The 6,350-nt window shown below is 31.6% G+C and carries 2 protein-coding genes; both read right to left on the bottom strand.

The genetic code is table 11. The features are described 5' to 3' along the window. Positions 1–624: 624 nt before the first annotated feature. On the bottom strand, positions 625–1,845 hold the full coding sequence (locus DBX25_RS20265; protein ID WP_108672565.1) for a hypothetical protein: 1,221 nt from the start codon (positions 1,843–1,845) through the stop codon (positions 625–627). 31 nt (positions 1,846–1,876) lie between these two features. Continuing rightward, complete coding sequence (locus DBX25_RS20270; protein WP_108672566.1) at positions 1,877–5,065, bottom strand: DNRLRE domain-containing protein; 3,189 nt, start codon at positions 5,063–5,065, stop codon at positions 1,877–1,879. Positions 5,066–6,350: the final 1,285 nt, after the last annotated feature.

Here is a 6,350-nt window from a genome sequence, read left to right on the forward strand (position 1 = left end):
CAGTTTACAGGAAAGAACTTATTAGGTGAAAAGTGTTCATTGGAAGTGAGCAAAAACTGTTCACTATATTTTAGCGTTTACATCTGTTTCATTCCATTTTTCGTATAAAAGCAATGATATTGTTTTTCATTGGAGAAGCACGCCTTAAAGGCAGGAGGAAAAGGAAGGGTGTTGGAGAATAGAAATGGTGGTAACTAATGATTTTGTAATTGTTTTCAGGTTGTATATTAAATAAATTTGGGCCTACAGTTGTTGTACGTAAGATATAATTTTTAAGACATCATGTGGGGATTGTGAATACCAAGAAATTCATTTGACATCCCACCCTACTTCTTACTAAAAAAGAACCTTAGAGTTTGTTTTTTACTCTAAGGTTCAAAAAAAGTGTTAGATTACCTTTATCTTAAGAAATTAATTTGGTTTTTATATAGTCATACTTTCTTATAAAATATATTTTCTCATCATTACTCCAATCTTGTAATATTATTATAAGTGACCAATTCTTTCACTGACTAAGAAACAAATAAAGGTAGCTCATATCTCCTGTACACCAAAATTTCCGGTTCTGATATCGGTATGCGAGACATTAAGAGGCACTTTAGGGTCCGGTCAGCAACAAATTTATTATTCTAGTTTATCTAGATTATTTATAATGAAATATAAAATACTAATTGCTTTATCGAGCACTTCAATAAATTCTTGTTCATTTCTGTATGAAAAAATAGGGTTACAATCAGGATACCCTAAACATTCGAGTACATATGATAGAAAATATTTTTTTTCATTTATAAAAAGTTCGATATAAAAATATGCTTTTTCTCTAGGTTTAGTTATAACAAATTTAATTTCTCCGTTATCATATGATAACTCCAGATTTCCTCTAATATCATCATTTATTTGTTTATTATAACCTCTTGGTAAGAATAAATTGTCTATATTACTACTTAATACACTTTTATCATTCTCAATATTTATCTTATTTTGAAAAAACAACGTTAATAGATTTTCTACAAAGTTTTTCCCGTATTGAAGTATATGTGATTTTAATTCACCCTGCGTCTTAAAAGATAAAGAACTAATAAAACCTTGTTCTTCTAAAAGAGTTTCAAATTCATTACTAATAAAAGGCATAATTACTTGTACTAGAAGGTAGTTTTTTGAACTGATATCAAATAAAATTGAATATCTGTAATTTTCAATAACCTTAACATAGGTGAAGATTTTGTCATCATTAGTATAATCAATCGTAAAGCCATGTTCTTCATAGTATTTGCCTATATTAATATTTACTATCTCCGTGAAATTTTGTCTTCTTTGCTTATTAATTGAAACTAAACCATATTTTTTTTGTAAAGTTGGATTGAAAGCATCAACTATTTCAAAGTTTAGCCCATTTAACATGCTGAAGTTAAGTGCCTCAAGGAATAATCCTTTGTTTTCAAATAACCATTCTATATCACTCAACTTTAACATATTATCAAGTTTTTTGAACAATAATTCATTCTCAACTATTTTTAATTCAATAAGCTTGCTAAATGAATTACTATTTACTGACTTATTTTTATTTTCATAAGTTACTAAAAACATTTCTTGAACAATACCATTTAACATTAGGGTATACTGCCATCCAAGGTCATCAGAAGAAAAGAATCTTATTGAAGGACATGTGAATTTCTTCGACAATTCAATAGCTATATTGTTTTCATTTTCGATATCTTTTAAGAAAAGTGCAAACCAATCTGAATTTAAAGGCATTACGTAACCTTTTATCTTGTGATGATTAAGAAAGGATTTAACCATTTTTATATCACTATTAACGAGGGTGACATTTGTTACATCACTCACACAATCACTCCAATACTTTGACTAATTTTCATTAAAGTGGCTTTGCTCTTAAAATGGTAACCCCACTTCTTATCATTTGGGTTGCAATTGGAATAGAAACAGCATCGTCTACAACTCCTACACCAGTTACGTTATTACCAATTGTAACAATAAGATAAACAACACCACCAGTTATTGCTGCAACAGCAAGATACTTATCTGTACTTTTATATCTTGCTACTGTAGTAGCTTGTAAGTTTTTGCCCTCAACTGAGACTGTAACTTGCTTTCTTTGTGGTACAGGTTTTACTGCTGGATCTGGATTTTTAGGAATCTTAGTTGCAATATAATATACGAAACCAGGATCTCTATCAATCTGATAATAGTATGCTAAATAATCTTTGTATCTATTACTGTAACTTGCTAAATAGACTATTTCATTCGATCTATTCCATTGGTTTACTGTACCTTTAAATGTACGCTTTCCCCAGTGTGCTTCGTATTTATTAATATATTTAGCCAATTGGTTTTTCTCGTTGCTGCGGTAAATTGAAGAATTAAACATTGACGCTTGTGACATTGGTTTAATTTCCCATATATAAGCATTTCCTAAATTATTTATATTAATATTTGTATCATATGCCATATCTAATCGGGACTTATTAATTGAAGAAGTTTGTGGAATCGTGTATTCAGTACGTGCTTTAGACCCAAAAAAACTTTTAAATTTATCTTGAATAGCTTTGTGTACTGCAGTTCCCAGCCACGCATACTTCGGAGTCCCAATACGGTCAAAATATGTATCTGGTTCTACATCAGCAACAGAAACCGACTCTTCTTCAAGAATTTCATATGAAAAAGTCCAATTTTGATTTATCACCCATTCTTGGTCATCAGGTGATCCAATTTCTCGAATAGTTTCCAATGTTCCTTCAGCTAAAGCATTATAATTCATACCGATGTATTCAAGTTGTCCCATATATAATTCTAATTGTTCAATATCATCTCCTGGTATGAAATCATAATTACCATTATTCACAAATTCGAAATGAGACTCAATTTTCTCTTTTAAGTTTTTGGCTACAAGGAATAGGTTTTTTAACGATACTATATCTTCGCTAGCCCAATCGTATCCATCACTTAAATTGTAAGGGAAATTCCCATTTAGAGCACCGTATTCCAAAACAGTGGGATTATCAATGGATTCATACATATTTAATGTTGAATTATATTGATTTAAATTTAATAATTCTATTCCATCGTATAAACCATCACCATCGGTATCACTATCATTAGGGTCTGTGTTTACTGTATATAAATATTTTCCTTGATAACCAATCCTAATCCCTGATGTTTCCAAAGTATCTGGAAGTCCATCAAAATCTATGTCTTCCTCTTGATTAACAATAAGTCTATAATCGATCGATTGATTTTGATCTCCATTAACATTGATATAAACTTTTTCATTGGCATTCAATTTTAGATACAATTGAGAAAATTTTGATTCGTATTTATCATCATTATAACCTATTTTTTGGGTCATAAGACTTTCAGTATCTTCTTTATATACTGATATTAAAGTGTTTTGTTCAATTTTATTATCCAAATATGAGTTGGTTTCAATTTTGTATAATCCACTTAATGAAGGGGTAAATGAATAACAATTAACCTGTCCATTTTGAACTGAATGGTCTGCCATAAAACTATTAGAACTATTTAAAGTTACAATATTTGATGGTTCTGGACACTCTCCTAGATTAGTATATGTTACACTTAATAATGGCTTATATATTGTATCGACACTATTCTCACTGGAAATAAACTTTTTATAACTATTAATTGCCTCTGTATCACTCTTAATCATAAAGCCGAAATTGGTATTCAAATCATTTCGCCAATTTTGAATGATATGAACTGGTATACTCCACTCTTTTTTATCAGCATTAAGTGTAGATGGTAATGTTAAACCATTAACTGTTGCTAGTTTATTACTAGTTACATAGTCTCCTCCATTATATGACCATGGAATAAAAGATGGTAATTTTTTCGCATACGTCCAAGAAGCTTCATTCTCATTCCAATCTCTAGAAACCTTATATAAACTTATGTTTATAGGGGAATTATTATTAGTCGATGAAAACCATAAACTAAGACTTGATTGTACTACTTTTGCAGAGATTGGTATTGATGTTAAATCAAATTTCAAAAGAGATCGAATTAAATTTCCACTCGATAATCCTCCACCAAGCTCTAAGTCATTTCCACCGGTTTGAGTGGGAATACTACTTCTTAAATTTGTATCTTCTACAGATGTGGATGACTGTATTTTAACTATGGTTGGGTCAATCGTAATAGGATATACACGGTTATTATCTTCTAACCAATCTTTGTTTGGTATTACGTGTAGATATAAGTAATCACCTATGACTTCATGCTCTATTTCTACGTCATAAGATTTAGATTCTTCTGGGATTGAGTTAAAATCCTTGGTGGTTTTAAAACCGTTAGGTATATAAGAATCATACATAAAAGGAGATTCAAAATAATAAAGTGGTTCATTAGTATTTATATCATAAAGATATATAACCCCTGCTTGCTCTTTAACTGTTAATCCATCTAAATTCATTCTATATGTGAACTGATTAGGAAAGCCTTCTATCGGTTTATCAGTATATATAATGTCTTCTTTAACTCTATCAGAACCCACAGTGTATTTAATATCAATGTTTGAATAGATTTCTGGATAGACAATAGATTCGTTTTTTACAACTGCTTCAACTTTTGCTGGCTTTTCCTTGGTATGTTCAAGGGGTTCCATCGTCATTTGAGCAGATATATTATTCTCTTCAATTTCTAGAAAAGGTGTGTTTGGTTCTTGTTGTTTATCAAATTGCACTTTAAAATTATTAGCTTTATTTTCGTATACATTTTCATTGTTATTGGTAATTAATTCATTTTCAATAGGTTGCCATTGCTCTTGTTCATTTTTAAAATGTATTGGTTCTTGTGAAATTTCGACCCTATGAGAGCCATCCTGATTCAGATACGTTTTAGATGTCTCCGTTCTCAAATCAAGAATTTCATTGTTCTCATCGACATTTGGTTTATCGTCAGATAATTGTTGGTTATTCTCTAGAGTTATGTCTGCAGATGTATCTGCATAACTTTCGTTCGGGACCAAATTTATTAAAAGTGTCAATACTAATAATAAGGTAAGTCCTTTCATTCCAAATTGTTTCATGCTGTATTATCCCTTCTCAAGATGAATTTATAACCAAATGATTGTACCATTTCCCATTTGATCTTTTGTTAATTTATTTCAAAATTATTACAGGTAATTATTTCCCGTAATATTAGTTTTAATAAAAAATAACTGCCCCTTTCAGAGCAGTTATTCTAGGTATCTTTCTCTTTTGAATTGATATTCTAACAGAATCATCAATTAGAATTGGAATTCTACTTTTAATTGCCAATAAGAATCTCTCCTTATGATGAAACAATATGGTAAGTCCTTCTTAATACGAATAGGTAAGGGTTTGAAATTATCGCTCCCTTTTCCCCTCGTTCACACCGTACATGAGACTTTCACCTCATACGGCGTTCCAACTAATCCAATTCGATTTAATCATTAACACTTTTGATATAAACATACCTTCCATGTCTCAATTCTTCCGTTTCAATAAGTCGGTGCCTCCCGTAGGAGGTGAACCTCTATTAGTCTCACAAGAACCTTATTAACCGATAAAGAGTTGCCTTGCATGATTAAATGATTCTTCATTAGTCTAGTGGCTATCCCTCCAGGCTGATTAGACCTTTCATTGGTACTGTGCCACCACTTTCACTGACATAAAGACAAGTTATACAATAACTAATTTCATTAATGCTTTCCTTGCCAACGCTTCTTCGGGAGTAAGCCCTCCACGTTATCAGCTTACAATGTTGAATTAAATCTATTTTAGAATGAACTTAGGTGCTTCCTGTAAGCCTGTTAGCATTCATACGCCTATAACGTATCATGGATTTTCATATTAGCCATTTTTACTCACCCACATCTAACCTCACAATTTGGTGATATACACATTTCTATGTATCGCAGGTATAGACCCGTACATTCAGAAGTTCGTCAGCTTAACCTTTTATTGTAGGTTTAATCGCATTCTCACCGTATTCACTCAACTCAAGCACCATGAATTACACCACTCCATCGAGTAGGCTTTCGTCAGCCGAACTGGTACGGTAATTTCTCACGCCTTTTCACCGAGCTTATAACACTATCATTCTTACTAAATTCAGTGCTATTCGACTAAGAGAGAACCCTTCAAGGCGTTACCCTATCATTTGATTCTTCGATATAATCCTTCAGTTCCGAAAGGAACTGTCTAGCCTTTACCAGAGTGATGTGTCCATCCTCCATTTAAACTAGAAACATTTCGCACAACTATCCTCCCTCAATAAAGAAAGCGAAATCGCCCGTTTTCTCTGGTTTTCTCAGTATTTCAAAATTCGTTAATTTGGTGTTATATGTC

The sequence above is a fragment of the Peribacillus acanthi genome (genome assembly GCF_003073175.1).
Taxonomy (GTDB): Bacteria; Bacillota; Bacilli; order Bacillales; family DSM-1321; genus Bacillus_BN; species Bacillus_BN acanthi.

Excerpts from the sequence above, each read along its gene's own strand:
- DBX25_RS20270 (WP_108672566.1), bottom strand. The coding sequence starts at position 5,065 with ATGAAACAATTTGGAATGAAAGGACTTACCTTATTATTAGTATTGACA.